The following is a 25245-nucleotide window of genomic DNA, read 5'->3' on the forward strand; positions in this document are numbered from 1 at the left end:
CCATGGCCGCCGATCCCATCATCTCGCTGCGGGGGATCACCAAGATCTTCGGCAGCGGCCCCACCGCCTTTCAGGCGCTCAAGGGCATAGACCTCGACATCGAGCAGGGCGATTTCGTCGCCGTCATGGGGCCTTCGGGCTCGGGCAAATCGACGACGATGAACATATTGGGCTGCCTCGACGTGCCATCGGGCGGACAGTTCCTGTTCAAGGGCCGCCATGTCGAAACGTTGGACCGCGACCAGCGCGCGCTGCTGCGCCGCCGCTATCTCGGCTTCGTGTTCCAGGGCTTCAACCTGCTCGCCCGCACCAGCGCGCTGGAGAATGTCGAGCTACCCCTGCTCTATCGCGGCGAGGACAAGAAGACCCGTTACGAGATGGGCATGGCCGCGCTCGACAAGGTGGGCCTCAAGGACTGGTGGGACCATACCCCGGCGGAACTCTCCGGCGGCCAGCAACAGCGCGTCGCGATCGCCCGTGCCATCGTCACCCAGCCCGACGTGCTGCTGGCGGACGAACCGACCGGCAATCTCGATTCCGAACGGTCGGTGGAGATCATGCAATTGCTGACCGACCTCAACCAGAATAGCGGCATCACCGTGCTGATGGTGACGCACGAACCCGACATGGCCGAATTTGCCCATACCATCGTCCATTTCAAGGATGGGCTGGTGGAGCGGGTCGACAAAGGCCAGGGCGGACCGCAGAAGGGAGCCGTGGGCTGATGCTGGGCACCACCGTCATCCTCGCCTTCCGGGCGATCAACCGGCACAAGATGCGCAGCTTCCTCACGACGCTCGGCATCATCATCGGCGTCGCCGCCGTCGTCACCATGGTGACGCTGGGCAATGGCGCGACCGCCGCCGTGCGCGAACAGATCAGCTCGCTGGGTGCAAACGTGCTGCAATTGCGCCCCGGCCAGGGCTTCGGCCGTGGCGGCGGCGGGCCACGCCCGCCCAATTTCAAGGAAGCGGACCTGACCGCGATCGAGAACCAGCTGACCGGCGTGCGCGCCGTGGCGCCGGTGGTTCAGTCGAGCGGCACCGCCATCTATGAAGGCAATAACTGGTCGACCACCGTCTATGGCACGACCTCCGCCTATTCGCAGGTCCAGTCCTGGAATGTGTCGGACGGGCGGCTGTTCATGCCGGACGAGGAAGAGGCCGGCAAATCGGTCTGCGTCATCGGCAATACGGTGCGCACCAACCTGTTCCAGGGCAATGACCCGATCGGCAAGCGGATGCGGATCAAGGGCGTCAGCTGTCAGGTGGTGGGCGTGCTTGCAACCCGCGGCCAGGGCGGCTTTGGCGACCAGGACGATGTCGTCGTCATGCCGATCAAGTTCGTCCAGCGCCGCTTCACCGGCGATCGCGACATCAGCCAGATCATGGTCGCGGTCGACGACGCCTATGACAGCGCCACCGTGCAGAACAGCCTGGAGGAGCTGATGCGCGAGCGGCGCAAGATCAAGGCGGGCGCGGAGGATAATTTCAACGTCTTCGACACCAAGCAGATCAGCGACACATTGACCGGCACCACCACCATCCTGACCCAGATCGTCGCGGCCGTCGCCGCCATCTCGCTGCTGGTCGGCGGCATCGGCATCATGAACATCATGCTGGTGTCGGTGACGGAGCGGACGCGCGAGATCGGCATTCGCCTCGCCATCGGCGCGGTCGCGCGCGAAGTGCTGATGCAGTTCCTGGTGGAGGCGATCGTGCTGTCCTGCATGGGTGGCGTCATCGGCCTGGTCATCGCGCTCATCGCATCGGTCGGCATCGCGCCGCTGATGAAGGTGCCCTTCACCTTCGACCCGCAGGTCAATCTGATCGCCTTCCTCTTCTCGGCGGCGATCGGCGTGGTGTTCGGCTATTTCCCCGCCCGCCGGGCGGCCAGCCTGAACCCGATTGACGCACTGCGGCACGAATAGGCTGATACATTTTCCGACAAAAGGGCGGTTATCCGGGATAATGCTGCGACATCTTCTGCCTAATCCCTCCCGCCATGGCGCCGCTCCGGCGCTGTGGAAGGGATGCCTCCATGAAGATGATCGCCGCCAGCCTCATCAGCAGTGCGCTGCTGCTCGGGGTCAGCCTCACCCCCTTTGCCGACGCGCAGGCACCGCAAACGGCGCAATTGCTGGAGGGCAAGGATCATCCCATCCTGCTCGCCCGCATGACCGTCACCGCCACGCCCCTGCCCGCCGTCTCTCTGCCCGCCTCCACCGACTGAACCACCGGCGCGCGCCGGAGCGGCGCGCATGAACGGTGTCATCGGCCTGCTCGGCACGCTGGCGCTGCTGCTGGCCGCAGGCGGTGCGATCGGCCTGATCGATCGGCGCGGCTTTCGGCCCGGCTGGCTGCTCACCGCCGCCGCCCTGGTTGCCGTCAATGACACGCTGCTGACCCGCGCCTATCGGCATATCCCCGATCTCATCCCCGCCGCCGACTGGAATTGGCAGGGCAAGCTGCTGGCCCTTGCCCTCACGCTGCTGGTCGCTGCCCTGCCCGCCTTCGGCTGGAAGCGGGTCGGCCTTACCCTCCGGCAGGCGCGCGGCAGCCTGACCGCTGCCCTGCCCGTGGCCCTGCTCTATTGCGCCTTCTTTACCGCGCTCTCGCTCTATTTCCCCGACGATCCCAGCGGCGCGGAGGAAATCGCCTTCCAGCTCACCATGCCGGGGCTGGAGGAAGAACCCTTTTATCGCGGCATCCTGCTCTTCGCGCTCGACCGCGCCTTTACCCGACGGGTCCGCTTCCTGGGTGTCGACTGGGGCTGGGGCGCCCTGCTCTCCTGCGGCCTGTTCGGCCTCGCCCATGCGTTCGGCTATTCGGGCGGCCATTTCAGCTTTGACCCGATGGTGATGGCGCTCACCGCCATCCCCTCGCTGCTGGCCGTCTGGCTGCGCCTGCGTACAGGCAGCCTGCTGCTGCCGATCCTGCTGCACAATTTCGGCAATGCCATCTCGCTGATGCTGTGAGTCGAACAAGGCATTGAAAAAGCGCCATTTCTGAACCGATATTCAGCTTAAATCGGGGTTTGATACAATTTCCGACAAACTTCCCCCGTTGCTGGGACAGGCTTGCGACAAGCGCAGCCTATCTCTGTCTTCGACGCCGGAAGCGGCGCCCTCGATTGAAACAAGAGGAGTGAAGACATGTTCAAGAAGATCATCCTGGCCCTGACCGCCACCGCCGTTGCCGCCAGCCCGATCGTCACCGCCCAGGCCCAGGCCGCGCCCCATCGCGAGACCGTCCGGGTCGTGAAGGAAGGTCCGCACCGCACCGTCGTCCAGAAGAAGACCGTCGTGCGCAACGATCGCCACTGGGCCAAGGGCCAGCGCTTCGATCGCCGCTATGCGACCAATTACCGGGTCGTCGACAATTATCGCGGCTATCGCCTGTCGGCCCCGCCGCGCGGTTACCACTGGGTCCGCTCGGGCAATGACGCAGTGCTGGTCGCCCTCACCAGCGGGATCATCGGCGCGGTCGTCGCCGGCGCCATCCGCTAAGCAGGCCCCGCCCTCCTGAAAAGCGCCCTGGAGCCATCGCTCCGGGGCGCTGTCATGTTCAGACCAGTTCTGTGAGATAATAGACGGCGATCACGACGAAGACAGTCATCGTCTTGATGAGGGTCAGCGCGAATATGTCCTTATAGGCCTGGCGATGGGTGAGGCCCGTCACCGCCAGCAGGGTGATGACCGCGCCATTGTGCGGCAGGCTGTCCATGCCCCCCGATGCCATCGACGCGACCCGGTGCAGCACCTCTCTTGGGATACCCGCCGCATCGCCCGCCGCAACGAACTGGTCCGCCATCGCCGCCAGCGCGATCGACAGGCCGCCCGACGCCGATCCCGTGATGCCGGCCAGGGTCGTCACCGTAATGGCTTCGTTGATCAGCGGGTTCGGCACCGCCTTCAGCGCATCCTTGACGACCAGGAAGCCGGGCAGCGCCGCGATCACTCCGCCAAAGCCATATTCGACCGCCGTGTTCATCCCCGCCAGCAGGGCGCCACCGACCGCCGCCTTCGCCCCTTCCGCAAAGCGCCGCGCCACGACCGAGAAAGCGAAGATCAGGATGGTGGCGATGCCCAGCAGCAGCGCCCCCTCCACAGCCCACAGTGCCGCTTGCTGTGTCACTTTCGCCGTCACCGGATCGGGCAACCCCGCCAGCCTAATGCTCACCTCTTCCGCCCCGCCGGTGATGCGCGGGATCACCAGGGTCAGCGCCAGATTGCCCAGCCCTACCACCAGCAGCGGCAGCAGGGCGACCAGCGGGTGGATGGCGACCGCCTCTTCCTGCCGATCGGGTTCGTTGACCAGCGTTTCGGGCGCGCCATAGCCCTCCCCCGCGGCCGCCATCGCCCGGCGCCGCCAGTTGAGATAGGCAAGGCCCGTCGCCGCGATCACCACCGATCCGATCATGCCCAGCACCGGCGCCGCCCAGGCGGTGGTGCCAAAGAAGCTGGCCGGAATGACATTCTGGATCTGCGGCGTGCCGGGCAGCGCATCCATGGTGAAGGTCAGCGCGCCAAGCCCTATGGTGGCCGGCACCAGCCGCTTGGGAATATCGGCGCGGCGGAACATCTCGGCAGCGAAGGGGTAGACGGCGAACACCGCCACGAACACCGACACCCCGCCATAGGTCAGCAGCGCCGTCACGATCATGATCGCCGGGATCGCCCGCCCCGCGCCGACGAAACCGATCACCGCCGTCACGATCGCGCGGGAAAAGCCCGATATCTCGACCAGCTTGCCGAACAGCGCGCCGAGCAGGAAGACGGGGAAATAGAGTTTCAGGAAAGTGGCGACCTTGTCCATGAACAGGCCGGAAAAGGCGGTGGGCACCGCCGCCGGATCGGTCAGGAACACCGCCAGCATGGCGAGCAAGGGCGCCATCAATATGACGCTCATGCCGCGATAGGCCGCCAGCATCAGCAAGATCAGCGCCAGTGCCGCGATTGCGACCGCCATCCGTCTCTCCTTCTCTTTTTCTGGAGGGCAGGATAGAGACAGGTGAAGCCTGACTGCAAGCAGGGCCGCTGCCGCCCATGGCTGCACCGATGCCGCTTGCCTTTCCCCCGCTTTTCCGTCATAGGCGCGCCTTCGCTCGGCCCCGGATTCGGACGTCGGACGATTTCGAATGCTTGAGACGACAGCCGGAGGGGCGTTCCACATGGGGTGGGCGTCAGCGATCGGCCAACAGATGAGGCAATACCCATGGCTCTTTACGAGCATGTGTTCCTTGCGCGCCAGGATCTGGCACAGGCGCAGGTGGACGCTCTGGCGGAAACCGCCACCAAGATCGTCGAGGAAAATGAAGGCAAGGTGACCAAGGTCGAGACCTGGGGCCTGCGTTCGCTCGCATACAAGATCGCCAAGAACCGCAAGGCGCACTACGTCATGCTGAACATCGACGCACCGGGCAACGTGATTGCCGAGCTGGAGCGTCAGACCCAGATCAACGAAGACATCATCCGCTACATGACCATCAAGGTCGAAGAGCTGGAAGCCGGTCCGTCGGTGATGATGCGCAAGCAGGAACGCGCCGAACGCGGCGACCGTGCCCCCCGTGGCGACCGTGGCCCGCGCCGTGAGCGCGAAGAAGCCCCGGCTGCCGAATAAGGAGATCTGAAACATGGCACGCCCGTTTTTCCGCCGCCGCAAGAGCTGCCCCTTCGCCGCCAAGGATGCGCCGAAGATCGATTACAAGGACGTCCGTCTGCTGCAGGGCTTCGTGTCCGAGCGCGGCAAGATCGTCCCCAGCCGCATCACCGCGGTGTCCGCCAAGAAGCAGCGTGAGCTGGCCCAGGCCATCAAGCGCGCCCGTCACCTGGGCCTGCTGCCCTATATCGTGAAGTAAGGGAGAAAGACCCATGGAAATCATTCTCCTTGAGCGCATCGAAAAGCTGGGCGCGATCGGCGACGTCGTCACCGTGAAGGATGGTTACGCTCGTAACTTCCTGCTGCCCAACAAGAAGGCTCTTCGTTCGAACGCCGCCAACAAGGCTGTGTTCGAAGCCAACCGCGCGAAGATCGAAGCCGACAACGCCGCTCGTCGTTCGGACGCCGAAAAGGCTGCCGAAGGCGTCAACGGCAAGCAGATCGTCCTGATCCGCCAGTCGTCGAACGCCGGCCACCTGTACGGCTCGGTCGCCGTCCGTGACGTCGTCGATGCGCTGCACGCCGATGGCGTGACCAACGTCTCCAAGGCGATGGTCGTGCTGGAGCGTCCGATCAAGACACTGGGCGTCTTCGACGTCAAGGTCGCGCTGCACCCGGAAGTGGCCGTCACCATCACGGTGAACGTTGCCCGCTCGCCGGAAGAAGCCGAACTGCAGGCGCAGGGCGTCGACGTGATGGCCGACCTGTTCGAGAAGGACGAAGCCGGCTTCACCGAGGATTACGATCCGAACGCCGAGCCGGGCGAAATCGCCGTCGAGGCGGAAGAAGCTCCGGCCGAAGAAGCCTGAGCCTCTTCGCTCTAGAAAAACGAGAAAGCCGCCCGTCACCGGGCGGCTTTTTTGTTGCCCTGAAAAGCGCGGCTGCGGCTCAGATCTGCGCGAAGCCGCCATCGACGAACAGTTCGACGCCGTTGACATAGCTGGCGTCGTCGGAGGCGAGGAAGGTTGCCGCCTTGCCGATCTCGCGCGGGTCGGCCAGCCGGCCGAGCGGGATTTGCGACGCCAAACCACCTTCCAGCGCCTGCCATTCCGCGTCGTCAGCAGCCAGCCCCTGCAGCCCCGGCGTGCGGGTGGCACCCGGCGCGATCGTATTCACCCGGATATGGCGGTCCTTGAGGTCGAGGATCCAGTGGCGCGCGAAATTGCGGATCGCCGCCTTGGTTGCGCCATAGACGCTGAAGGCCGGCAAAGCGCGCACCGACTCCGTCGATCCCGTCAGGATGATCGATGCCCCGTCGCGCAGCAGCGGCAGCGCCTTCTGCACCGTGAACAGCGTCGCCTTCACGTTCAGGCCGAAGGTGCGATCAAACTCGTCCTCGGTAATGGCGCCGATCGGCTGGAAGCTGCCGCCACCGGCATTGGCGACCAATATATCGATCTGGGCGCCCTGCTGCTGCACGACATCATAGAGGCGGTCGAGATCGGCGAACCGGGTCACGTCGCCCTGCACACCCACGGCACCATGGCCGATGGTGCGGACCGCCGCGTCCAGTTCCTCCTGCCGCCGGCCGGTGATGAACAGCCTGGCGCCGGCTTCGGCCAATTCCTGCGCGATGCCCAGGCCAATGCCGGTCGTGCCGCCGGTCACAACCGCCACCTTGTTTTCCAATTTGCGTGCCATGATCATTTCCTTTCTGTTCGGCGATGCGCCCTGCACCGCCTGTGTCATCGGAAATAAGCCTGGAACGATTATCGCTGTAGACAGCAAAATTGACATCCATCGTTCCAAAAGTAGAACAATGACATGCAGGATATGAATGATCTTCGTCTGTTTGCGGCGGTTGTGACCCATGGTGGCTTTGCCGCCGCCGGCCGGGCGCTGCGCCTCCCCAAGTCGAAACTCAGCCGCCGGGTCGCGGAGTTGGAACAGCGGCTGGGCGTGCGGTTGATCGAACGCTCATCGCGCCGGTTCCGGGTCACCGAGCTTGGCCTGTCGGTCTATGACCAGTGCCGCATCGCCGTGGCCGCCGCGGAACGCGCCGAAGCCCTGGTCGAATCCAGCCTCAGCGAACCCAGGGGCACCGTCCGCTTTTCCTGCCCGACCGGCCTCACCCCGTTCATCGCCGCCCTATTGCCCGATTTCCTGACCCTCTATCCCAAGGGCCATGTCCAGATCGTCGCGGTCGATCGCCCCGTCGACCTAATCGGCGAGCGGATCGATGTCGCCCTGCGCGTGCGCACCCGATTGGACACCGACGCGGAACTGACGATGCGCACCCTGGCGCGCAGCCGCCGTATTTTGGTCGCCAGCCCCGCGCTCGCCAATCAGGTGGCAGGACAGCACATCGATGCCCTGCCGTCCCTGCCGACGCTCAGTTCATCGGGGGAGGATGGCGCGGTGAGCTGGCATCTCGAAGGCCCCGATGGCGGGACACGGGTGATCGAGCATCATCCGCGCCTGAGCTGCGGCGATTTCGAGACCATCCGCCGCGCCGCCATTGCGGGGCTCGGCGTGGCGCTGCTGCCCGATCATGTCTGCATGGCCGACCTGCGCTCGGGCGCCCTGGCGCTGCCGTTCCCGGAATGGCAGGCGCAGGAGGGGATCGTCCACCTCGTCTTCACCACCCGCACCGGGCTGCCGCCGCTGGTGCGCGCCTGGATCGACCATCTCGCCGCCCATTTCAGCAACGGCGATATCTTCTCGCCCTGATTTCAGCCCTGCGCCCGGCGGCGGCGCGTTTCCCACCCCTTCTTCGCCGCGGCCGATCGATCGGCCGCCTTGCGCCGTTCGGCGGCATGGCTGTCGGGCTTGCCCCGCCCCGATCCCGACAGATTTCCGCCGCCCGAATCCTTGTTCACGGTCGCCCAGGCCCGCGCCTCCGCCTCGTCATGCGAAACGCCACGTTCTTCATAGCCTTGCACGATATGCGCGGCCTTGCGCTTCTGCTTGTCAGTGTAACGATCCTTGTCGCCTCTGGGCATATCTGCCTCCTTTTCCTGCGCCATATCGGTTCAAATCCCGAGGCGCGCGGCGCGTCGATCGCGACTAGATTGGCCGATGACAAAATGAGGAACGGAGAGTCGCCATGAACGTTCCGGACATCATGGAGCAACGCACCCTGCTTGAGCGCCTCGCCCGGCATCTTGCCGCTGGCGCAACGCATAACTGGCCCTATTGGGTAGAGGACGCTGCCAGCATATTGGCACTGCTCAAGGAGCCCGATCCGGCCATGCGAGAGACGGGCGACGTGATCGCCTGGCAGGCGATGATCGACACCGCCCTGCAACAGCGCTGGAGCATTTTCCCGCCCGCCATGACCGGCGCGGACGAGGATGACGATCATGCCGGCAGCGCGGACGAAGAGGGCGAAATTCGCCTCTCGCCCGAGGCTATCGACCAGGACGCCGCCAAATGGGTCCATCTCCACAATGCGTCGAAGGAGACACCATGAAGGGATTGTTGAAGCTGGCCTTTCTGACCGGCCTGGGGGCTGTCGCCTGGAAAAGCTGGAAGGAACGCGCCGGCAAAAGCGATAGCAACACCGCCAATGATCCGGACGATCGCGCCCCGGTCGGCTCATCCGGGATCGTCCGCGACGCCGGACCGCAGGCGGACGACAGCGATTGGGACATGGTCGATGAACAGTCCGACGAATCCTTCCCCGCCAGTGATCCGCCCGGCAATTACTGATATCGCCGACGCCCGGTCACGAACCGGCAATCATCGCTCCATTGCTCCCACCCTGCCCGCGCATTAAGAAGCGCGCACGGATGATATCCATCCGTTTCAACAGGGGAATTATTCAACCATGCCTTCGGGTCTGATCGCGCTGCTCGACGACGTTGCCGGTATCGCCAAGATGGCGGCCACGTCGCTGGATGATGTCGCCGCTGCCGCCGGCAAGGCCGGCACCAAGGCCGCCGGCGTCGTCATCGACGATACTGCCGTCACGCCCAATTATGTCATGGGCCTGTCGCCCGAACGCGAACTGCCGATCATCTGGAAGATCGCGCGCGGATCGCTGCGCAACAAATTGCTGTTCCTGCTGCCGGCGGCACTGGCGCTCAGTGCCTTTGCGCCCTGGCTGCTGCCGCCGCTGTTGATGCTGGGCGGCGCCTTCCTCTGCTTCGAGGCGGCGGAAAAGCTACTCGAAGCGATCCAGGGCGGCCATGACGAGGTGGCGGATGCCGCCGCGACCCTGACCTCCAAGGAACTGGAGGACCAGAAGGTTTCCAGCGCGATCCGCACCGACTTCATCCTGTCGGGCGAGATCATGGCGATTGCGCTCGGCACTGTCGCCAGCGAGCCGATCTGGGAACAGGCGATCATCCTGGTCGTCGTCGCCATCGCGATCACCGCCGGCGTCTATGGCGTGGTCGGCTTCATCGTGAAGATGGACGATATCGGCCTGCACCTCGCCCAGCGCAGCGGCGCGGCGACGCGCGCCATCGGCCGGGGCCTGGTGAAGGCAATGCCGGTGCTGATGAGCGTGCTGGGCGTCGTCGGTACGGCGGCGATGCTGTGGGTCGGCGGCGGCCTGATCGTCCATGGCCTGCACGAATTTCACTGGGATCTGATCCCCGGCACGATCCATCATGTGGCCGAGGGGGCAGCCCATGCCGTGCCCGCGATCGCGCCGGTGGTCGACTGGCTTGTCAACGCGATCGGCGCGGGCATTGTCGGTCTGGTGATCGGCGGCATCATCGTTGCCGTGCTGCATCTGTTCAAGAAGCACTGAGGCGATTAAGGGGAGCGCCCGCGCCATATCGGCGCTTCCCTCGCTCCGGACCATCCAAGTGACCCAATCCTCCCCCTGGCGCATCGAGGCGCGCGCCCTCGTCACGCTCGCCATTCCCATGATCGCGGGCAATGTCGCCTGGTCGGGAATCGCGGCGACCGACCTGCTGCTCGTCGGTCGACTGGGTGCGGAAGCGGTCGCCGCCGGGGCACTGGCGATCAATCTCTTCAACGCGCTGCTGATCTTCGGCCTCGGCCTCGTCACGGCCGCCGCGCCGCTGATCGCCAGCGAACGCGGCCGTCGTCGCCATTCGGTGCGCGACGTGCGCCGCACCGTCCACCAGACGCTGCGCGCCGCCGCCTTCTTCGTGCTGCCGGCCTGGCTGATCCTGTGGCATTGCGAGGCGATATTGCGCGCCATGGGCCAGGAGCCCGACCTGGCGCGCGAAGCCGGCCATCTGATGCGCGGGATGCAATGGGCGCTGCTGCCCTTCCTCTGCTTCACTACGCTGCGCAACTTCATTTCGGCACTGGAACGACCACTCTGGGGCCTCATCATCATGATGCTCGGCATCCCGTTCAACGTGCTGGCGGGCTGGGCGCTGATCTTCGGCCATCTCGGCCTGCCCGCGCTCGGCCTGCTGGGCGCCGGCATCGCCAGCACCCTCTCTTCCACCTTCCTGTTCCTGGGCCTGCTGACCGTCATCCTGGTCGATCGCCGCTTCCGTCGCTATCGCCTGATGGGCCGCTTCTGGACGCGTGACCGCGACCGACAGCGGGCGGTGTGGACGCTGGGCCTGCCGATCGCGATCACGCTGGGGCTGGAAGTCACCGTGTTCAACGCCTCGGCCTTCCTGATGGGGCTGATCGACCGGGAATCGCTCGCCGCCCATGCCGTGGCGATCCAGATCGCCTCGCTGGTCTTCATGGTGCCGATGGGCATCGGCCAGGCCGCGACCGTGCGCGTCGGCGTCGCCTATGGCCGGGCCGATCCCGCCGCGATCGGCCGGGCCGGCTGGCTGGCGCTGATCGTCGGCACCGGTTTCGCCATGGCGGCCGCGCTGATGCTGGTCCTGATCCCGCGACCGCTGGTGTCGATCTTCCTCGACGTCCATGATCCGGCCAATCTCGCCACCGCCAATCTGGCGGTCAGCTTCCTGGCGGTCGCCGCGCTGTTCCAGTTGGTCGACGCTGCCCAGGCCGTCGGCGCCGGCGTGCTGCGCGGCATCCAGGATACCAAGGTGCCGATGATCTTCGCCCTGGTCGGCTACTGGATCATCGGCATCGGCGTCGGCGCCCTGCTCGCCTTCCCGATGGGGCTGCATGGCGTTGGCATCTGGTTCGGCCTGGCTGCGGGTCTCGGCACGGTGGCGATCCTGCTGATCGCGCGCTGGTCGTTGCGCGATCGGCTGCGCCTCATCCCGCGCTAAAAAAAGCCCGCACAATTCGTCGTGAAAATCCGGCCGGTTGCATTACGGGCATATGCTGCGACGCACAAAGCAATTGAAACCCGAACCTGTTTCTTGATATGGGCGGCTCATCATGGACTCTCCGACCCCTATCTTCGAAGCCATCGCGCTTCAGAAGTGCCTCAAGGCGACCTATAACAAGATGGTCGTCACGCTGGCCCCGCACATCCTCTACACGCGCCATGACGAGATGTTCATGGATGCCGTGACCACGGACCGTGACGGCCGCCCGCCGCGCGAGCTGAAGCTCGGTACGTTCAAGCTGGCCGGCCTGAGCGACGTCGAGATCCTGGACGAGACGTTCGAGGCGATGCACGGCCTCTACGACCAGGGCGACGACAAATATAAGGGCGTGACCCTGTTCGCAGTCGATCCGCAGAGCGCCGCCGCCTGATCGGCATTGGCATCGCTTCGACCGGAATGAAGAAGGGCGGCCAATGGCCGCCCTTTTCTTTTTTCGTTACTTCTTGAGCCGATAGCCGGTGCGGAACACCCAGGCGATGATGCCTAGGCAAACTGCAAGCATGCCGCCCACGAACAGCAGGCTGAATTCGATCCCGACATCACCCTTGCCAAAAAAGGTCCAGCGGAAGCCCGAGATCAGATAGACGATCGGGTTGAACAGCGTGATGGTGCGCCACGGTTCGGCCAGCATGTGGATCGAGTAGAAGGCGCCGCCCAGGAAGGTCATCGGCGTGATGATCAGCAGCGGGATCACCTGCAACTGCTCGAACCCCTGCGCCCAGATGCCCAGGATGAAGCCGAACAGGCAGAAGCTCACCGCGATCAGCAGCATGAAGCCGACCATGGCGAAGGGATGGGCCACCGGCAGGTCGACAAACAGATGCGCCGTGGCAAAGATGATGAAGCCGACGATCAGCGCCTTGGTCGCCGCTGCGCCCACATAGGCGATCACCGTCTCCATCGCCGACACCGGCGCCGAGAGCAACTCATAGATGGTGCCGGTGAATTTGGGCATGTAGATGCCGAAACTCGCATTGAAGATGCTCTCCGTGAACATCGACATCATGATGAGGCCGGGCACGATGAAGGCGGCGTAGGGAATGCCGTCAATCTCGGTCATGCGCGAGCCGATCGCCCCGCCGAACACGATGAAATAGAGCGATGTGGTGATGACCGGCACCAGCAGGCCGGTCAGCCAGGTGCGCCGGAACCGGTGCAGCTCGAACTTGTAGATGGCGGCGACGGCGCGCAGATTGGGGCCGTTCATGCCGCTTTCTCCTGATGGACCAGGCTCACGAAAATATCCTCCAGGCTACTCTGCCGCGTGTTGAGATCCTTGTAGCCGATGCCGAGATCGCCCAGCTTGCGCAACAACGAGGAGACGCCGGTGCGTTCGGCGCGGGTGTCGAACAGATATTCGATCTCCTGCCCCTCAGCCTTCAGCGCCACATCCCAGTCGGCCAGTTCGGGCGGCAGCGCCTCGATCGGCTCGGCCAGCATGATCGACAGCGTCTTCTTGCCCAGCTTCTCCATCAGCGCGGTCTTGTCCTCGACCAGCATCAGCTGGCCATGGTTGATGACGCCCACCCGGTCGGCCATTTCCTCGGCCTCCTCGATATAATGGGTGGTCAGGATGATGGTGACGCCGGTCTGGCGCAGTTCGCCGATCAGCTTCCACATGTCCCGGCGCAGTTCGACGTCGACGCCGGCGGTCGGCTCGTCCAGGAACAGCACGCGCGGTTCGTGGCTCAGCGCCTTGGCGATCATCACGCGGCGCTTCATGCCGCCGGAAAGCTCGCGGATCTTGTTGTGGCGCTTGTCCCACAGCGACAGGTCGCGCAGCACCTTTTCGACATAGGCGTCGTTGCGCGGCTTGCCGAACAGGCCGCGGCTGAAGGTGACGGTGTCGATCACCCGCTCGAACTGATCGGTATTCAGTTCCTGCGGCACCAGCCCGATCGCCGCGCGCGCGCCGCGATAGTCGCGGATGATGTCATGGCCGGCGACCGTCACGGTGCCGCCCGAGGGACGGACATTGGCGCAGATGATCGAGATCATCGTTGTCTTGCCCGCGCCATTGGGGCCGAGCAGCGCAAAAATCTCGCCCTCCTCGATATTCAGGTCGACGCCCTTGAGCGCCTGAAAGCCCGACGCATAGCTTTTCGTCAGGCCCTTGATTTCGATGATGGATGCCATGCGGCAGCGCCCCCTTTCCTTGTGTCGGCAAGATAGGAGGCTGACCGCGCCATGCAACCGGCGACGTGGCAAATAGCGAAGCGGGGCACCATATTGGAAAAAGATTGAAGCCGGCGAAGCACGGGCATAGGTTGACCCGGCTATATTGCGGAGAAGGCTATGAAGAAGGCAATTCTCTTTCTCTCTACCGCGTTGCTAATCCTCCCGGACATGGCGCTGTCCCAACCGCAGCATCGTCCGCCATCCGGCGGCGGTTCGGCCCGCCCGCCCGGTCCGTCCGCCCGCCCGTCCCCTCGCCCCTCCCGACCCGGCGGATCGGTGCAGCCCTCGCGACCCGGCGGGGGCGGATCAGTTCAGCCTTCGCGCCCCGGTGGCCCCAATCCCGGCCGGCCCGGTGGTGGCGGTCCAACGCCATCCCGTCCCGGCGGCGATGGCCATCATGGTCGCCCGCCAACCCAGCCCGGACGCCCTGGCGGCCCGCATCCTGGCCGACCGGGCGATTATCGCCCGCCCCATCATCCGGGCGCCGGCCGTCCGCCCAATTTCCGGCCGATCCCCGGCCCGGCCTTCCGCTATCCCCATGGCTATCGCTATCGGCGTTGGACGGTCGGCCTGTTCCTGCCGGCTGTCTTCTTCTCCAGCTATTATTATTACAACGACTATTGGCGCCTGGGCCTGGGCGCGCCGCCCTATGGCTATCGCTGGGTGCGCTACGGCCCCGACCTGCTGCTGGTCGAAGTCCGGTCGCGCCGCGTGGTCGATGTCGTCTATGGCGCCTTCTACTGAGGCAGAAACAGGAAGGGCCGCATCATCGGATGCGGCCCTTTTCTCTTGTCCCGATCATTCGCCCCGACGGGTGAAGCGGAAGACCGTCGCTGGCGGGAAATTGCGTACCGTATGGCCGGCGCGGACAACCTCCAGGCCAAGCTGATCCAGCACCGCACGACTGACCGGCGGCCGCGTCGAATAGGTGAACTGCACCAGACTGCCGCCCGGCTTCAGCATGCGGAAGGCTTCGGACAATATGTCGATATGCATCGCGCGGTCCATCGCCAGCAGCGGCAGGCCGCTGACCACGGTCTGATAGTCGCCGGGGCCACCGGCGGCCGCGACCGAGACGATCTGCGCCGGCGTCTCCAGGATCGAGACATGGGGAAAATGACGACGCAGCCCGCGCGCGAAGGCGGGGTTGATCTCCACCACCTCCAGCATGTCGGCGGCAAGCCCGGTTTCCAGGATGGCGCGGGTGAAGACGCCCGTGCCCCCGCCCAGTTCCAGCACGCGGCCGCCCTGCGGATCAATGTCGGCCACCATCAGCCGCGCCAGATAGCGACTGCTGGGCACGACCGAGGCGGTCTGCCGGGGCTTCTTCACCCAGGCGGCGAGGAAATCGAGATATTCGGTGGCGCGGGCGCGAAACTCGCTGTTCGGCAGGGCGATTGCCCGGCTGCGCTTCGGCTTGTGCTGCATGGGCGAAATGCGACCGCTCCTTTCTGGTGCCGACTCCCCTTAGCGGGCCGGAGCGCCCCCGTCGATTGGCTTAACAAGATTTCATGCCGGACCAGCAACGGCCGGTCCGGCACAAGTCCTTATTTCTGCTTGCCCGCTTCGGCCGCGGCCAGCACGCGCAGCACATTGCCGGACCAGATTTTCTGTACGTCAGCCTCGCTATAGCCGGCCTTCAGCAGCGCGTCGGTGATCTTGGGCAGATCGACCACATCCTCCATGCCGACGACACCGCCGCCACCGTCCCAATCTAGGCCAATGCCGACATGATCGGGACCGACGACCTTCAGCGCGTGCAGCATATGCGCCATGAAATCGTCGAAGGTTGGCCGGTCGGTGTCGGGGTAGAGCTTGTCGATCTCCTGCCGCTTGGCGAGCAGTTCGGCGCGCTTCTCGGCCGAAACTTTGGCGTCTTCCCGCATCTGGCCATAGAGCACCATCAGTGCCTTCTGCCGGTCGGGATTGGGCTTCGATGCGCGCAGATAGGCGCCATAGGCGTTCATCTGGATCACGCCGCCCTTGGCCGCCAGCGCTTTCAGATGTTCGTCGTCGATGTTGCGCGGATGGTCGTAGATCGCCTTGCAGCCCGAATGGGTCAGCAGCACCGGCGTGGTCGACAGCGCCAGCAGATCGTCCAGCACCTCGTCTGAGCTGTGCGAGGCGTCGGGGACGATGCCGAGCCGGTTCATCTCCTTCAGCAATTCCTTGCCGAGCGGGCTGAGACCGCCATAGCGCGGCTTCTTCGACGGATCGGTCGAGCTGTCGGCGAACTGGTTATGCGCGAAATGGGCAAAGCCCGACACGCGCACGCCCATGTCGTAGAATGTCTTGATCAGCGAGACATCCTCGCCGAGCGGATAGGCATTTTCGATCGACATATAGACGATACGCTTGCCCGCCGCGGCGATCGGCGCCGCGTCCTTCGCCTCCAGCGCCAGCGTGAAATTGTCGGGGTCGGCCGCCACCATCGATCGGATCGACATGCCGCGCAGCAGCGCAAAATCGCGGGCCTTGCGGAAGCCCTCGATCGTCAGCGGCCCCTGCCCGGTGTAGATCGCCCAGAAGCCGCCATCCAGGCCGCCCTTCTTCATCCGCGGCAGGTCGACCTGGGTATAGTCGTTATGGACGCCATGCTCCTCGTCGATCGACCAGTCGGGCAGGTCGAGCGAGGCCGGCGTATCGAGATGGCTGTCGAGCGTGATCAGCTTCTGGTGCAGCTGATAGACCTGTTTCGACACGCCCCCCGTCGCAGATTTTGGCTGGGCCTGCGCCGCAATCGGGAGCAGCGCGACCAGCGCTGCCCCCATCAGATAAGCATTCCGCATCAGATTTCGCCCGAAATGGTGAACTGGAAGGTGCGTGGCGACAGCGGCCGGAAGGCACCGTCGCCCGTCACCGAGGAAGAGATGTAGGACAGCGTGTCCTTGTCGAAGATATTGTCGACGTTGAAGCGCGCCTTGATGCTCTTCACCGGGCCGAAGCTCCAGCCGTCGCCAATGTCCACATAGCCGCTGAACACGGTGTAGGCCGGCACGCTTGACCCCGCCGTGTTGGTGAAGGTCGACCAGCGCTTCGAGGTATATTTGCCGCTGATGTTCGCCACCAGCCAGCTTGCCGGCTCGATCGTAACGCCGCCGCTGACGATCCACTTGGCGCTGTCCGGAATATATTTGCCGGAGGTCGCATAGGTGACCGACGCGACGATATCGTCCTGGAACTTGGCGTTGTTATAGGTGACGTTGGCGTTGGCATAGGCCAGGCCGTTGAGGAAGGCCGGCTTGTAGGTGCCGCTGGCTTCCACGCCGTAGGATTCGACCCGACCGACATTCTGGTAGAAGGTTTCGGTGGTGCTGCCGCCGCCTTCCTGGAAGGTCGTGATCGACTGGATGCGGTTCTTGAACTTGGTGTAATAGCCCGCGATCGAGGCGTAGAGCTGCCCCTGATTGGTGCGGAAGCCGATTTCCATATTCTGCGAGCGTTCCGCCTTGGGCTGGGGCACCAGCGCCGACGTACCGGTACGCGTCACGGCATAGATATCATCCATGCCCTTGGGCAGCGCCATCGTCTCGGCATAGGAGGCGAAGATCTGGCTGCGCTCGTTGATCTTGAACAGCAGGCCGGCCATCGGCAGGAACATGTCGCGATAATGGGCCGTGTTATACTGCGGCCCCCAGCCAGCCACCGCAGTGCCACCCACGACGCGATAATAGTCGTCGAAGTCGCGATAGCCACCCAGACGATAGTCCAGCATCAGCCCCTTGAAGCCCGCATCCAGAACCAGCCGGTCATCCATCAGCTTGAGCGTGTCTTTCAGGAATATCTGCAGCGTGTCGCGCTGCGAACGATAGTCGCGGCGCAGATAGACCAGTTCGTCCAGATTGGGCTCGCCATCGGGGGCGCCGTCCATCGTGTTGTAGCGCGCCTGGGTGCGGTGATATTTGTCGACTTCGGCCCAGATGCCGCCTTCCACGACATTATTGCCGCTTTCCCAGTGCAGCTTGGTGGTCACGCCATAGCGATCGCCGCCCACGCCCGACCGGCCATATTGCACGCCCTTGGGCGCGGTCACGTCCAGACCGGCGGCCGCTTGTGCCGTGTAGCGGGTCAGCGAGTTTGAATAGCTGTCGGGCGAGACGCCATAGCCATTCTTGTCCTCATAATAGAGGGTCGATTCCGCCCACACGCCGTCAGCGACACCCAGGTGGAAGGTGCCGCCATAAAGCTTGTCCTTCCGCACGTTGATCGCGAGGTTGTAGACATTGGTGTAGTTGGAATTGGAATAATAGACGCCCGCCGCCGTCGGCGCGAAGCCGGTCGTGGTGTTGGGCACATTTTCGATATAGGCGAAGTCGCGGCCACAGGTGCCGACCACGCTCTTCACCGTGCAATTATATTGGGCGCGGGTGATTGTCGGCGAGTCATAGTCGAAGAAGTCGTTCGACACGAACTTGAAGCGCGCCCAGCTGTCGCCGCCCAGATCGGCATGGATCTGGCCTTCCCAATGTTCGCGATCGACCGAACCGGGGCCACGCCACAGGTCGCTGTCCAGCTTGGTGCGGCTGACATAGGCCTTGAACGGGCCCACCCGGCCCGTGCTGGCGCGGATGAAGGTGCGCTTCATATTATTGTCGCCAAAGCTCTGCGACACGAACAGGCCCATCTCCTCCTGCGGGGCGATGCTGTTATACTGCACCACCGGGCCAAGGCTGGAATAGCTGGGCAGGCCGACATCCGCGGCGCCGACGGAGGCTTCCACCACGCCCAGATTTTCATTGTCGACATAGCGGAAGACAGGGCTGCCGCCGAAAGCGTCGCTGCGACCGGTCGGGATGCCGTCGACCACGAAACCGATCTGGTCGAGGTTGAAGGCGCGGGTCTGGACGCTGTTGCCGAATTCATAGAGGCCCAGCGCACCGTCGGTCTGGACGTTGAAGCCGGGCAGTTGCTCCAGCATCTTCAGGCCCGAAATGCCCGACGGCGCCGACAGCAGCGCCTCGCGCGTGACGGCGACGACATTGTTGATCTTGTCTTCGCCAATCGCTTCCGACGATTGCGAGATACGACGACCGGTCACGGTGATCGTGCTATCCTCATCCGCCGGCGCCGCTTCCTGGGCCAGGGCGGCAGATGACAGCGCGCCGGTGCAGCAGGCAAGCAGAAGCGCAGCGCGCGAAACGCGACGGACAGACGAAATCGAAGGCATAGAGGCTCCCTGTAGGCCCTGCAAAAGGGCAGTTCGCGCCAATCAGCAGCACCCGCTCCTTCGAGCTGTCGCGCCGTTCCTCTCCGGACTCTGGCCTGTCGATCGTCCCTTCGGGCGACCGCAGATCATGTCATCCTTTTGTCATCTGAAACGAGCCCTTCGGGAAAATCCACCACGCGCTTATGATGATTTCTCAAGCGCAACGAGACGCCTCAAAGCATTGAGATTCCGTAATCAATGCCCTCTTCCCTCTCATGCGCGCACAAAAAATCCTCCCCAGGCCTGGCCTGGGGAGGATCGAAAAATGGCATACCCTCTCCTTTCCGGAGAGGAGCTTTCTTTAAGTCTTTAGCGCCCTTTCCAGACGCCCGGACGCTTCTCGACAAAGGCGGTCATGCCTTCCTTCTTGTCTTCGGTCGCGGTCAGGATCTGGAACAGGCGGCGCTCGGTCAAAATACCCTGGGCCAGATTGGTCTCGAACGCGATATTGACCATTTCCTTGTTCACCATCGCCGCCATCGGCGGCATCGCCGCGATCGCGGCGGCGGTCTTGAGCGCATCGTCCAGCAACTCGGCCGCCGGCACGATCCGCGCGACCAGGCCGGCCCGCTCGGCCTCCTCGGCCCCCATCATCCGGCCGGTCAGGCACATTTCCATCGCCTTGGCCTTGCCGACCGCGCGGGTCAGCCGCTGCGACCCGCCCATGCCCGGCGCCACGCCCAGCTTCACCTCGGGCTGGCCGAACTTGGCGGTGTCGGCTGCCAGGATAAAGTCCGCCATCATCGCCAGTTCGCAGCCGCCGCCCAGCGCAAAGCCGGCAACCGCCGCGATCCACGGCTTGCGGGTGGCGACGACCTTGGTCTGCCAGTCGGAGAAGAAATCCTGCAGGAAGAAGTCGGCCGCTTCCTTGTCGACCATTTCCTTGATGTCGGCGCCGGCGGCAAAGGCCTTTTCGCTGCCGGTCAGCACCGCGCAATGCTGGGTCGGGTCGGCATCATAGGCGGCAAAGGCCGCGCCCAGATCCGCCAGCACCTGGCTGTTGAGCGCGTTGAGCGCCTGCGGCCGGTTGAGCGTGATGAGCGTCACCGCGCCCTGCTGTTCCACCAGGATCGTTTCATATGCCATTGCCGTCTCCCTAAGCTGTCAGCGCCGATCTATGTCGGCCAAAAACGGATCGCCAGCCTTTGCGGCGCGGCGATTTTGCCGATCCTATCGGCAAAGATGCATGAAATCCTGATCATAGCTGCGCATATGGGCGCCGCCATCGACATAGAGGGTCTGGCCCGTCACCGCCGTCGCCCCGGCCAGATAGAGCACGGCCTGCGCGATCTGCTCCGCCTGCGGCAGCCGGCCGAGCGGCATCAACTGCTCCAGCCGCGCCATCTGTTCCGCATCATAATCGGGCGTGGCGATGGTCAGACCGGGCGCCACCGCATTGACCCGCACATGCGGCGCCAGGCTGCTGGCCGCCGTCTTCGTCAGGCCGGCGAGCGCCAGCTTGGACAGCGTATAGGCCAGCTGGTCGCCATGGGGATGGTCGATCCGCTGGTCGAGGATATTGACGATGCAGCGATCGCCGGTCCCGGCCGGCACCGTCGCGAACGCCTTGGTCAGCATCGCGGGCGCCGCGCAATTGACCGCATAATGGCGCATCAGATCATCGGCGGTCACGCTGTCGATCCGGTCCTGGCCAAAGATCGCGGCACTGTTGACCAGCAGGTCGGGCGGCCGGCCAAAACGTTCGGCGACCTGCGCGACCAGTTCCTCGGCCGCTTCGGGATCGGCGAAGTCGACGACGAAGCCTTCCCATTCGGCGCCATTTTCCTCGAGCGCCAGCGCCAGATGGGAATCGAGCCGCGTGTCATGGCTGCCATGGATCGCGAGCGAATAGCCCGCCTTCGCCAGCGCCGCCGAAATGATGCCGCCCAGCCGGCGATGGCCGCCGGTCACCAGCGCCAGCCGGCGCGAGGCCAGCGGCAAGGGGCCTGTCGCCCCGCCGTCCTTCTTTACGCCGCCGATCGGGCGATAGGCGGGCTCCGCGCCCTCCCCCTCTCCGGTCACATCATTCACGAGGCGATGAGCTTCAGCACTTCCTCGCGCGACTTTTCGTCGTCGCGGAAGACGCCGAGCATGCGGCTGGTCTTCATGATGACGTTCGGCGTGCGCACGCCACGGCCGGTCATGCAGCCATGGGTCGCCTCGATCACCACGGCGACGCCTTGGGGCTTGAGATTTTCCCAGATGCAGTTGGCGACTTCGGAGGTCAGCCGTTCCTGCACCTGCAACCGGTTGGCATAGGCGTGCAGCACGCGGGCCAGCTTGGAAATGCCGACCACATAGTCGCCGGGCAAATAGGCGATGTGCGCGCGACCGACGATCGGCGCCATATGATGTTCGCAATGCGACTGGAACGGAATGTCCTTCAGCAGCACGACATCGTCATAACCGCCCACCTCGTGGAAGATGCGCGAGAGATGATAGGCCGGATCATCATTATAGCCGCGGCAATATTCGCGCCAGGCGCGCGCCACCCGCTCGGGTGTTTCCACCAACCCCTCGCGCTCGGGCGCATCGCCCGACCAGCGGATGAGGGTGCGGATCGCCTCCGACACTTCGGCCGGGACCGGCTCCTTCGAGCCTTCGCCTACGGTTTCCGCATCGGGATCATATGCCATGAACTGGGCCACTCCATAATTGTTGGCCCCGGCATATGGCGACTGCGTGGCCGTCTGACCAGCCCTTTTGCCCCGGCTGGACACAACATCGCTGTGGTGGCAAATCACAGCCTAACGGGAACGCACCACATAAAAATGTCATTACAATCGCACGATCATGCGCACTGAACGCATCGCCGCCGTCCTGCTGGCAGCCGGCATGTCGACCCGCTTCGGCGAGGAAGACAAGCTGATGGCCGACCTGCGCGGCAAGCCGGTTGCCGCGCACACGCTGGAAACCATCGCCTCCATGGCCTTTGCCGAGCTGGTCGCCGTCGTGCGGCCGGTCGAATTTGCGCCAATATTGCATCGCAAGCTCGACCGGCGCGGCTTCGATATCATCGTCAACGAACGGCCCGAGGAAGGCCTGTCGAGCAGCATCCGGCTGGCGGTCGAGCATGTGATGGACAAGCGCAAGGTGCGCGGCATCCTGATCTGCCTGGCCGACATGCCCGACGTGCCGCAGACCCATTATAACCATATCTGCATGGCGGCCGAGGACATAAGGTCGGTCGTCGCCAGCACCGACGGCTTCTCCTCCTCGCCGCCCGCCTTCATCGGCCGCAAGCATTTCCCCGAATTGCTGGCACTTAAAGGCGATCAGGGTGCCCGTGCGCTGCTGAGCCATGGCATCCAGATCGAGACGATCGGCAATGTGCTGCACGACATCGATACGCCGGAGGATCTTGGCCGCCCCCCGGTGACACCGACCTGAGGCACAAAAGGGGCAGGCGAAGCCGCTTTGCCTTGCCCCGCGTCAGGTCGATCGCGTCGGATCGGTCAGGCCGTCGCCCATTTCCCGCGGATCAGGGGCACGACTGAGCGGCAGCGAGCCGGTCTGGCGTTCCAGCATGCGATGCACCACCGGCGGCTTGCCGCCGCTGTGCAGCGCGTGGATCGTATCGCTGTTGGTGATGTCGGCGATGGTACGCCGCTGGTTGTGGCGGACATAGTCGAGCCAGGTCGACACATGATAGCGCTCGACCCAGAGTTCCGGATCGCCCAGGTCACGCATCAGCGACCAGCCATGCGCGCCGTCGCGCTTGCGGATACGGCGGCGCTCGCTCATCGCACTGAGGAAGGGGACGACCGACCCCACCGGGATGCGATATTCGATGGTGATGACGACTGGGCCGCTGCGCGGCTCGACCGGCACCGCCGTCTCCGGCTCGCGCCAGCGGTTCTGGAGATCGAGATTGTCATCGCCGATCTGCGGCAGCGGACGAACGAAGCCGATCAGCGCAGCGACCAGTTGCACCGCGGCGGAAGCATAGAGGGCGTCCACCACGCCATGATCCTCGGCCAGATTGCCGAACAGCCAGGCGCCGATCGCCATGCCGCCGAACGCCGTCATCTGATAGATGGCGACGGCGCGGGCGACGACCCAGCGCGGCGCCGACATCTGGACCGACACGTTGAAGGTCGACAGCGCCATGACCCAGCCCGCCCCGGCGAGCAGATAGCCGAGCAACGCCAGCGCCAGATAGCCTGACATGGCGGTGATCGCCGTCCCCGCCGCCAGCGACAGGGCAGCGGACCGCACGATCGCCTCGATCGAGAAGCGCGCGCGCAGCCGCCGGGTGGAGAGCGCCCCGGCCACCGCGCCGACGCCGAAGGCGCCACTGGTAAGGCCGAAGGTCAGCGCGCCGCCGCCCAGCACATCGCGCGCCACCAGCGGCATCAGCGCCGACACCGCACTGGCGCCGATGCCGAAGGCGCCGCCGCGCAGCAGCACGAGCTGGATCTTTGGCGACATCGAGACATAGCTGACACCGGCCCACATCGCGACGCCCAGCCGCTCACGCGGCAGCAGCTTGGGCGGCAATTCCGGCCGCCAGCGCGCCAGCACCGCGACCAGGCCGATATAGCTGACCGCATTGGCCAGGAACGCCGCCGCCGCGCCCGCCGCCGCGACGATCACGCCGCCCAGCGCCGGGCCGGTGCTGCGGGCCAGGTTGAAGCCCATGCTGTTCATCGCGACCGCGCTGGGCAGCACGCTGCGCGGCACCATGTCACCGACCGATGCCTGCCAGGCCGGGCCGTTCACCGCCGTCGCGCAGCCGATCAGGAAGGTGAAGCCCAGCAATGTCCAGGGCGTCAGCGCACCGAGCCAGGCAACCAGTGCGAGGGCGGTCGACACCAGCAGCATGAAAAGCTGGCAGGCCATCATCACCTTGCGCCGATCCAGATTGTCGGCGACCGCACCGGCCCAGAGCGAGAACAGCATGATCGGCAGCGTCGTCGACGCCGGCACCAGCGCCACCAGCACCGGCGAAGCGGACAGCGAGGTCATCATCCAGGCCGCACCGACCGACTGGATCAGCCCGCCGAAATTGGACGCCAGGCTCGCGATCCAGATCGCGCGGAAGATGGGAATGGCAAAGGGCGAGGAAGGCTGGGGGGACTCGGTGTCAGGCACGAAAACCATCAAGCGGATTTAAGAACCTGGGTCAAACCCACGACTCGGTCATTGGTTCAGATGCGGCCTGTCCGTAACGCCCGGCCCCAGTCCGGACGGCCGCGCGCATCGGCCCTGGCGGCGGCGCGTTCCGCGTCATAGGCGACCATCATGATCTCCGCGTGCCAGCCGTTGGCCATCCGCTCGACCAGTGCATAACGGGCTTCGGGCGATCCGGTCTCCACCTTGTGCGGCCAGGGCCGATCATCGTCGTAGGCCGGCAGGCCGACGCTGCCCGGATTGACGATCAGCCCGCCATCGGCGCGACGGTGGATGCGCGGCACATGGGTATGGCCGCACAGGACCAGCGGCGCGACGACGCCCCCTGCCCGCGCCTCGACCTCCACATTGGTGGCAGCGCGCAAGCCGGTCGGTTCGACCGTCTCCAGCCAATAATCGATGTCGCTACCCGGCGTGCCATGGACCATGAGCACCTCATCCGTCAGCCACAGCGTCTCGGGCAAGGCAGCGATCCAGTCGCGATGGCGCGGCGCCAGCAGATCATGGGTCGCCCGGTCCGACGCGCCCATGCGTTCGGGCGCCAGCGTCAGCAATTGCCGCTCATGATTGCCCCGGATCGTCGGCATATCCAACGCCATCAGCCGATCGGCGGTCTCGCAGGGGAAGAGCGGCCCCGACAGGATGTCACCGAGATTGACACATAGATCGACATTGCGTGCGGCCACGTCCGCCAGCACGGCGTTAAGCGCGTCGATATTGCCATGGATGTCGGAAAGAGCCGCAATCTTCACCTGGTGCTTGTCCCGCTGCAATCGCGCCCCACATCAGGCCCGCACCTGACCTTACGGCAAGGCCATGTCGGCGAAAACCGACCATTTCACGCTTGCACTTTACGTAAACGTAAATACATTCAGGG

The 25245-nt window shown here is 64.7% G+C and carries 29 protein-coding genes; 16 read left to right on the top strand and 13 right to left on the bottom strand.

What is annotated here, in order from left to right; all coding sequences use genetic code 11:
- Positions 1–2 precede the first annotated feature (2 nt).
- The 5 genes from N6H05_RS18230 (at position 3) to N6H05_RS18250 (ending at position 3508) form a co-directional block, all read left to right on the top strand.
- Complete coding sequence (locus N6H05_RS18230) at positions 3–725, top strand: ABC transporter ATP-binding protein (RefSeq protein WP_004212086.1); 723 nt, start codon at positions 3–5, stop codon at positions 723–725.
- Positions 725–1930 (top strand): ABC transporter permease, encoded by a 1206-nt coding sequence (locus tag N6H05_RS18235; RefSeq protein WP_284110977.1) that lies wholly within the window; start codon positions 725–727, stop codon positions 1928–1930. The genes N6H05_RS18230 and N6H05_RS18235 overlap by 1 nt, the downstream gene beginning before the upstream one ends.
- 110 nt (positions 1931–2040) lie before the next feature.
- Entirely contained in the window at positions 2041–2232 is a 192-nt protein-coding gene (locus N6H05_RS18240; RefSeq protein ID WP_284110979.1) for a hypothetical protein, read from the top strand.
- 28 nt (positions 2233–2260) lie between these two features.
- The gene (locus tag N6H05_RS18245; RefSeq protein WP_284110981.1) at positions 2261–2977 is read left to right on the top strand and encodes a CPBP family intramembrane glutamic endopeptidase, BDIM_20840 family; all 717 of its coding nucleotides are present in this window, start codon (positions 2261–2263) and stop codon (positions 2975–2977) included.
- Between the two features lie 177 nt (positions 2978–3154).
- A complete protein-coding gene (locus tag N6H05_RS18250) occupies positions 3155–3508 on the top strand; it encodes an RcnB family protein (RefSeq protein WP_004212081.1) in 354 nt (117 codons plus the stop codon).
- A 58-nt stretch (positions 3509–3566) separates the two neighbouring features.
- Here the strand turns inward: N6H05_RS18250 and N6H05_RS18255 are convergent, their stop codons facing one another.
- Entirely contained in the window at positions 3567–4970 is a 1404-nt protein-coding gene (locus N6H05_RS18255) for a GntP family permease (RefSeq protein WP_284110983.1), read from the bottom strand.
- A gap of 246 nt (positions 4971–5216) precedes the next feature.
- On the opposite strand from N6H05_RS18255, the gene rpsF reads away from it, so the two are divergent.
- The 3 genes from rpsF to rplI are packed head-to-tail and all read left to right on the top strand — an operon-like array spanning position 5217 to position 6469.
- Entirely contained in the window at positions 5217–5621 is a 405-nt protein-coding gene (gene rpsF, locus N6H05_RS18260; protein ID WP_004212077.1) for a 30S ribosomal protein S6, read from the top strand.
- Between the two features lie 13 nt (positions 5622–5634).
- Positions 5635–5859, top strand: a complete 225-nt coding sequence (rpsR, locus tag N6H05_RS18265; RefSeq protein ID WP_004212076.1) for a 30S ribosomal protein S18 — start codon at positions 5635–5637, stop codon at positions 5857–5859.
- A 13-nt stretch (positions 5860–5872) separates the two neighbouring features.
- Positions 5873–6469: a 50S ribosomal protein L9 gene (gene rplI, locus N6H05_RS18270; RefSeq protein WP_004212072.1), complete on the top strand. Its 597-nt coding sequence runs from the start codon at positions 5873–5875 to the stop codon at positions 6467–6469.
- Between the two features lie 79 nt (positions 6470–6548).
- Here the strand turns inward: rplI and N6H05_RS18275 are convergent, their stop codons facing one another.
- Positions 6549–7301, bottom strand: coding sequence for an SDR family NAD(P)-dependent oxidoreductase (locus tag N6H05_RS18275; protein ID WP_284110995.1), 753 nt, complete (start codon positions 7299–7301; stop codon positions 6549–6551).
- A 132-nt stretch (positions 7302–7433) separates the two neighbouring features.
- Here N6H05_RS18275 and N6H05_RS18280 point away from each other — a divergent pair, with 132 nt between their 5' ends.
- Positions 7434–8330 (top strand): LysR family transcriptional regulator, encoded by an 897-nt coding sequence (locus N6H05_RS18280; RefSeq protein WP_284110997.1) that lies wholly within the window; start codon positions 7434–7436, stop codon positions 8328–8330.
- A 2-nt stretch (positions 8331–8332) separates the two neighbouring features.
- Here N6H05_RS18280 and N6H05_RS18285 read toward each other — a convergent pair whose 3' ends face one another.
- Complete coding sequence (locus N6H05_RS18285; protein ID WP_284110999.1) at positions 8333–8602, bottom strand: plasmid stabilization protein; 270 nt, start codon at positions 8600–8602, stop codon at positions 8333–8335.
- 104 nt (positions 8603–8706) lie between these two features.
- Here N6H05_RS18285 and N6H05_RS18290 point away from each other — a divergent pair, with 104 nt between their 5' ends.
- The 5 genes from N6H05_RS18290 to N6H05_RS18310 all read left to right on the top strand — a co-directional run bounded on the left by N6H05_RS18290 (position 8707) and on the right by N6H05_RS18310 (position 12221).
- Positions 8707–9072 (top strand): hypothetical protein, encoded by a 366-nt coding sequence (locus N6H05_RS18290; protein WP_284111001.1) that lies wholly within the window; start codon positions 8707–8709, stop codon positions 9070–9072.
- The gene (locus N6H05_RS18295) at positions 9069–9311 is read left to right on the top strand and encodes a hypothetical protein (RefSeq protein ID WP_284111003.1); all 243 of its coding nucleotides are present in this window, start codon (positions 9069–9071) and stop codon (positions 9309–9311) included. The genes N6H05_RS18290 and N6H05_RS18295 overlap by 4 nt, the downstream gene beginning before the upstream one ends.
- Before the next feature lie 118 nt (positions 9312–9429).
- A complete protein-coding gene (locus tag N6H05_RS18300; protein WP_284111005.1) occupies positions 9430–10359 on the top strand; it encodes a DUF808 domain-containing protein in 930 nt (309 codons plus the stop codon).
- A 118-nt stretch (positions 10360–10477) separates the two neighbouring features.
- Complete coding sequence (locus N6H05_RS18305) at positions 10478–11788, top strand: MATE family efflux transporter (RefSeq protein WP_284114269.1); 1311 nt, start codon at positions 10478–10480, stop codon at positions 11786–11788.
- 112 nt (positions 11789–11900) lie between these two features.
- The gene (locus N6H05_RS18310) at positions 11901–12221 is read left to right on the top strand and encodes a WYL domain-containing protein (protein WP_004212065.1); all 321 of its coding nucleotides are present in this window, start codon (positions 11901–11903) and stop codon (positions 12219–12221) included.
- A 66-nt stretch (positions 12222–12287) separates the two neighbouring features.
- On the opposite strand, the gene N6H05_RS18315 is transcribed toward N6H05_RS18310, so the two are convergent.
- Together N6H05_RS18315 and N6H05_RS18320 are read right to left on the bottom strand one after the other, a co-directional pair.
- Positions 12288–13058, bottom strand: a complete 771-nt coding sequence (locus tag N6H05_RS18315; RefSeq protein ID WP_010335393.1) for an ABC transporter permease — start codon at positions 13056–13058, stop codon at positions 12288–12290.
- Positions 13055–13987, bottom strand: a complete 933-nt coding sequence (locus tag N6H05_RS18320; protein ID WP_004212063.1) for an ABC transporter ATP-binding protein — start codon at positions 13985–13987, stop codon at positions 13055–13057. The genes N6H05_RS18315 and N6H05_RS18320 overlap by 4 nt, the downstream gene beginning before the upstream one ends.
- Positions 13988–14146: 159 nt before the next feature.
- On the opposite strand from N6H05_RS18320, the gene N6H05_RS18325 reads away from it, so the two are divergent.
- Positions 14147–14773 carry an RcnB family protein gene (locus tag N6H05_RS18325; protein ID WP_284111008.1) on the top strand — a complete coding sequence of 209 codons (627 nt, stop codon included), beginning with the start codon at positions 14147–14149 and terminating at the stop codon, positions 14771–14773.
- 54 nt (positions 14774–14827) lie between these two features.
- Here N6H05_RS18325 and N6H05_RS18330 read toward each other — a convergent pair whose 3' ends face one another.
- The 6 genes from N6H05_RS18330 to folE all read right to left on the bottom strand — a co-directional run bounded on the left by N6H05_RS18330 (position 14828) and on the right by folE (position 21871).
- Entirely contained in the window at positions 14828–15457 is a 630-nt protein-coding gene (locus N6H05_RS18330) for a class I SAM-dependent methyltransferase (RefSeq protein ID WP_037518919.1), read from the bottom strand.
- Between the two features lie 119 nt (positions 15458–15576).
- A complete protein-coding gene (locus N6H05_RS18335) occupies positions 15577–16818 on the bottom strand; it encodes a dipeptidase (RefSeq protein ID WP_284111010.1) in 1242 nt (413 codons plus the stop codon).
- Entirely contained in the window at positions 16818–19196 is a 2379-nt protein-coding gene (locus tag N6H05_RS18340; protein WP_284111011.1) for a TonB-dependent receptor, read from the bottom strand. Before N6H05_RS18340 ends, N6H05_RS18335 begins: the two co-directional genes overlap by 1 nt.
- Before the next feature lie 348 nt (positions 19197–19544).
- Positions 19545–20321, bottom strand: a complete 777-nt coding sequence (locus N6H05_RS18345) for an enoyl-CoA hydratase-related protein (RefSeq protein WP_048937020.1) — start codon at positions 20319–20321, stop codon at positions 19545–19547.
- Between the two features lie 84 nt (positions 20322–20405).
- A complete protein-coding gene (locus N6H05_RS18350) occupies positions 20406–21266 on the bottom strand; it encodes an SDR family oxidoreductase (RefSeq protein ID WP_284111012.1) in 861 nt (286 codons plus the stop codon).
- On the bottom strand, positions 21263–21871 hold the full coding sequence (folE, locus tag N6H05_RS18355; RefSeq protein WP_037507879.1) for a GTP cyclohydrolase I FolE: 609 nt from the start codon (positions 21869–21871) through the stop codon (positions 21263–21265). The genes N6H05_RS18350 and folE overlap by 4 nt, the downstream gene beginning before the upstream one ends.
- Before the next feature lie 157 nt (positions 21872–22028).
- On the opposite strand from folE, the gene N6H05_RS18360 reads away from it, so the two are divergent.
- Complete coding sequence (locus N6H05_RS18360; RefSeq protein ID WP_037507878.1) at positions 22029–22625, top strand: nucleotidyltransferase family protein; 597 nt, start codon at positions 22029–22031, stop codon at positions 22623–22625.
- 42 nt (positions 22626–22667) lie between these two features.
- Here the strand turns inward: N6H05_RS18360 and N6H05_RS18365 are convergent, their stop codons facing one another.
- Together N6H05_RS18365 and N6H05_RS18370 are read right to left on the bottom strand one after the other, a co-directional pair.
- Positions 22668–24338 carry an MFS transporter gene (locus N6H05_RS18365; RefSeq protein WP_004212052.1) on the bottom strand — a complete coding sequence of 557 codons (1671 nt, stop codon included), beginning with the start codon at positions 24336–24338 and terminating at the stop codon, positions 22668–22670.
- 47 nt (positions 24339–24385) lie between these two features.
- On the bottom strand, positions 24386–25141 hold the full coding sequence (locus tag N6H05_RS18370) for a metallophosphoesterase family protein (RefSeq protein WP_284111014.1): 756 nt from the start codon (positions 25139–25141) through the stop codon (positions 24386–24388).
- Positions 25142–25245 lie beyond the last annotated feature (104 nt).

Source organism: Sphingobium sp. WTD-1 (assembly GCF_030128825.1).
Lineage (GTDB): Bacteria > Pseudomonadota > Alphaproteobacteria > Sphingomonadales > Sphingomonadaceae > Sphingobium.

Coding starts and splice junctions, on each gene's coding strand:
- N6H05_RS18315 (WP_010335393.1), bottom strand. CDS start 13,058: ATGAACGGCCCCAATCTGCGCGCCGTCGCCGCCATCTACAAGTTCGAG.
- rpsR (WP_004212076.1), top strand. CDS start 5,635: ATGGCACGCCCGTTTTTCCGCCGCCGCAAGAGCTGCCCCTTCGCCGCC.
- N6H05_RS18320 (WP_004212063.1), bottom strand. CDS start 13,987: ATGGCATCCATCATCGAAATCAAGGGCCTGACGAAAAGCTATGCGTCG.
- N6H05_RS18295 (WP_284111003.1), top strand. CDS start 9,069: ATGAAGGGATTGTTGAAGCTGGCCTTTCTGACCGGCCTGGGGGCTGTC.
- N6H05_RS18365 (WP_004212052.1), bottom strand. CDS start 24,338: ATGGTTTTCGTGCCTGACACCGAGTCCCCCCAGCCTTCCTCGCCCTTT.
- N6H05_RS18280 (WP_284110997.1), top strand. CDS start 7,434: ATGAATGATCTTCGTCTGTTTGCGGCGGTTGTGACCCATGGTGGCTTT.
- folE (WP_037507879.1), bottom strand. CDS start 21,871: ATGGCATATGATCCCGATGCGGAAACCGTAGGCGAAGGCTCGAAGGAG.
- N6H05_RS18285 (WP_284110999.1), bottom strand. CDS start 8,602: ATGCCCAGAGGCGACAAGGATCGTTACACTGACAAGCAGAAGCGCAAG.
- N6H05_RS18240 (WP_284110979.1), top strand. CDS start 2,041: ATGAAGATGATCGCCGCCAGCCTCATCAGCAGTGCGCTGCTGCTCGGG.
- N6H05_RS18330 (WP_037518919.1), bottom strand. CDS start 15,457: ATGCAGCACAAGCCGAAGCGCAGCCGGGCAATCGCCCTGCCGAACAGC.
- rpsF (WP_004212077.1), top strand. CDS start 5,217: ATGGCTCTTTACGAGCATGTGTTCCTTGCGCGCCAGGATCTGGCACAG.
- N6H05_RS18340 (WP_284111011.1), bottom strand. CDS start 19,196: ATGCCTTCGATTTCGTCTGTCCGTCGCGTTTCGCGCGCTGCGCTTCTG.
- N6H05_RS18235 (WP_284110977.1), top strand. CDS start 725: ATGCTGGGCACCACCGTCATCCTCGCCTTCCGGGCGATCAACCGGCAC.
- N6H05_RS18335 (WP_284111010.1), bottom strand. CDS start 16,818: ATGCGGAATGCTTATCTGATGGGGGCAGCGCTGGTCGCGCTGCTCCCG.
- N6H05_RS18300 (WP_284111005.1), top strand. CDS start 9,430: ATGCCTTCGGGTCTGATCGCGCTGCTCGACGACGTTGCCGGTATCGCC.
- N6H05_RS18250 (WP_004212081.1), top strand. CDS start 3,155: ATGTTCAAGAAGATCATCCTGGCCCTGACCGCCACCGCCGTTGCCGCC.
- N6H05_RS18310 (WP_004212065.1), top strand. CDS start 11,901: ATGGACTCTCCGACCCCTATCTTCGAAGCCATCGCGCTTCAGAAGTGC.
- N6H05_RS18275 (WP_284110995.1), bottom strand. CDS start 7,301: ATGGCACGCAAATTGGAAAACAAGGTGGCGGTTGTGACCGGCGGCACG.
- N6H05_RS18305 (WP_284114269.1), top strand. CDS start 10,478: ATGATCGCGGGCAATGTCGCCTGGTCGGGAATCGCGGCGACCGACCTG.
- N6H05_RS18325 (WP_284111008.1), top strand. CDS start 14,147: ATGAAGAAGGCAATTCTCTTTCTCTCTACCGCGTTGCTAATCCTCCCG.
- N6H05_RS18360 (WP_037507878.1), top strand. CDS start 22,029: ATGCGCACTGAACGCATCGCCGCCGTCCTGCTGGCAGCCGGCATGTCG.
- N6H05_RS18345 (WP_048937020.1), bottom strand. CDS start 20,321: ATGGCATATGAAACGATCCTGGTGGAACAGCAGGGCGCGGTGACGCTC.
- N6H05_RS18290 (WP_284111001.1), top strand. CDS start 8,707: ATGAACGTTCCGGACATCATGGAGCAACGCACCCTGCTTGAGCGCCTC.
- N6H05_RS18230 (WP_004212086.1), top strand. CDS start 3: ATGGCCGCCGATCCCATCATCTCGCTGCGGGGGATCACCAAGATCTTC.
- N6H05_RS18245 (WP_284110981.1), top strand. CDS start 2,261: ATGAACGGTGTCATCGGCCTGCTCGGCACGCTGGCGCTGCTGCTGGCC.
- rplI (WP_004212072.1), top strand. CDS start 5,873: ATGGAAATCATTCTCCTTGAGCGCATCGAAAAGCTGGGCGCGATCGGC.
- N6H05_RS18255 (WP_284110983.1), bottom strand. CDS start 4,970: ATGGCGGTCGCAATCGCGGCACTGGCGCTGATCTTGCTGATGCTGGCG.